This is a genomic window from Psychromonas sp. (assembly GCF_983033635.1).
Genome location: NZ_CEZLMY010000265.1, coordinates 1 through 1623 on the forward strand (window position 1 = coordinate 1; position 1623 = coordinate 1623).

2 protein-coding genes are annotated in these 1623 nt (G+C 38.1%); both read right to left on the minus strand.

Annotation, left to right across the window (positions count from 1 at the left end):
* On the minus strand, window positions 1-579 hold a 579-nt coding region (locus AC4GME_RS18215), incomplete at its 3' end, for a cell division protein DivIVA (RefSeq protein WP_490379982.1).
* A gap of 751 nt (window positions 580-1330) precedes the next feature.
* A partial coding sequence (locus tag AC4GME_RS18220; protein ID WP_490379983.1) for a DUF6429 family protein occupies window positions 1331-1623 on the minus strand: 293 nt, incomplete at its 5' end.

A 1623-nucleotide genomic window follows, 5' to 3' on the forward strand; every position in this document is an offset into this window, starting at 1 on the left:
ATGCAACCTTACTTTCTCTTTAACTGTTACATCGCCACGGAGGCAGGCTTCGGCGTCTTTGATAGCATCCATTAAATTTGATAACTGCATACGCATCAAATTAAGCTCCTCACGCAATGTGGTCAGGGAAGCAGAAGAAAACCGCTGTTGATCTGCATCTGTAGTAATAAACTCGCTGTAATGGCCATAGGTACGCGCATTTTGATTACCAAGTGATACAGCTCGTTTCTTTGTGGGCGTATTTTTTAAAGCTTCATTGTTTGCGGGTGCATCACTTTTATTTTCGTTAACTAATTGAATTTGCGGCTTATAACTTTTTGTAAATTGCATTTCTTGTGCGCTTTTTACATTTTGCGCACAGTTAACTTTGCGCGCTGGAGACTGCGCTAAGTTCGCTCTCGGTTTAATGTATCGTCGCGCTGTATTGTAATTCAATTCCTGTTGCTTACACCACGCTTTAACAGTTATTCCAGTGCGATCACTTTCATTTATAAATCGCTGATTTAATACTTCCCAATCAATCGCCATGCGCCCTCCTAGTGATTTAAATCCCCTAAAACCGCAAATAATAAAACTCAATGAATGAACAGGTAAGAGTTAAGAAACTGCAGCTTTTGGGCAGCATAGCTGCAAAATAATAACGCTAATACTTTACTCATAAGCACTTAACTTAGTTTTATATAATTACCCTAGTTCGTTTCCACTGATTATCAAAGTAAGCTTGTTACAATAAGAGATTGGAATTGTCCTCTATGATAAATTCCTAAAATCACGCCGTACATTGCTATAACTGGCATCACGTGCTGTCACCAAATTCGCCTATCTCTGCCCTGTCTCAGCGTTTAAAATGTTGATTAAGTGAGGTTCGCCAGACAAAAGAAGCTGATAATATTTCTCTAGTGCCTCTCTTTTTGAAGTTGATGCGTAAATTTTAATATATGTTTGCTCGAACTTTCTGCGTTTATGGTTTAGCAAAAAACCACCTAATAAGATAAACAACGAACATTATCTTGTTGTGACTAAGTAATATTGGCACTACCCTTTCGCGTACCAATATGTCGAAATCATAATATGTCAAAATCAATTTGTAAGAAGCCTGAGAGCGAAAGTGACTTATTATAAACAAGCAGGGAAATGATCTGTTCCGCAAGGCAACGGATGAAAAATCCGTACTCAATGCCCTAGTTACAAGGCGTACTGTGACTTAAGGCGTAAACGTGGCGTAAATAGGCTTAATAACATCGAAATAATAGGCATAAAAGTGAGTTGTTGCTGAAGTGGATATTGGTTTGAACCGGCGTTATTTTCTGCGTGTATTAGATGCCGACAACTATTTAGTAAATAGCTTTTCAAATAACGCTTCAGATTGCTTCATGCCTTCGTCAGTTAAAACTACAGACTTACTTTTACCAACTGGGTTGCAAATCAAGCCTTTTTCAAAAAGCCGGTTGGTTACTTGCCAGTCAACTTGCTTCCAAGCTCTGCATTCATCATGAATAGTAAGGTAAAAAAGAGCTAATGCTGCCTCATCTATTTTATCTTCATCAATTTTCATGATACCTCCAAATCCAATTTTTATACTTTTAGCGTAACTCGCTTTCGCCCCCAATATAATATGAGTTG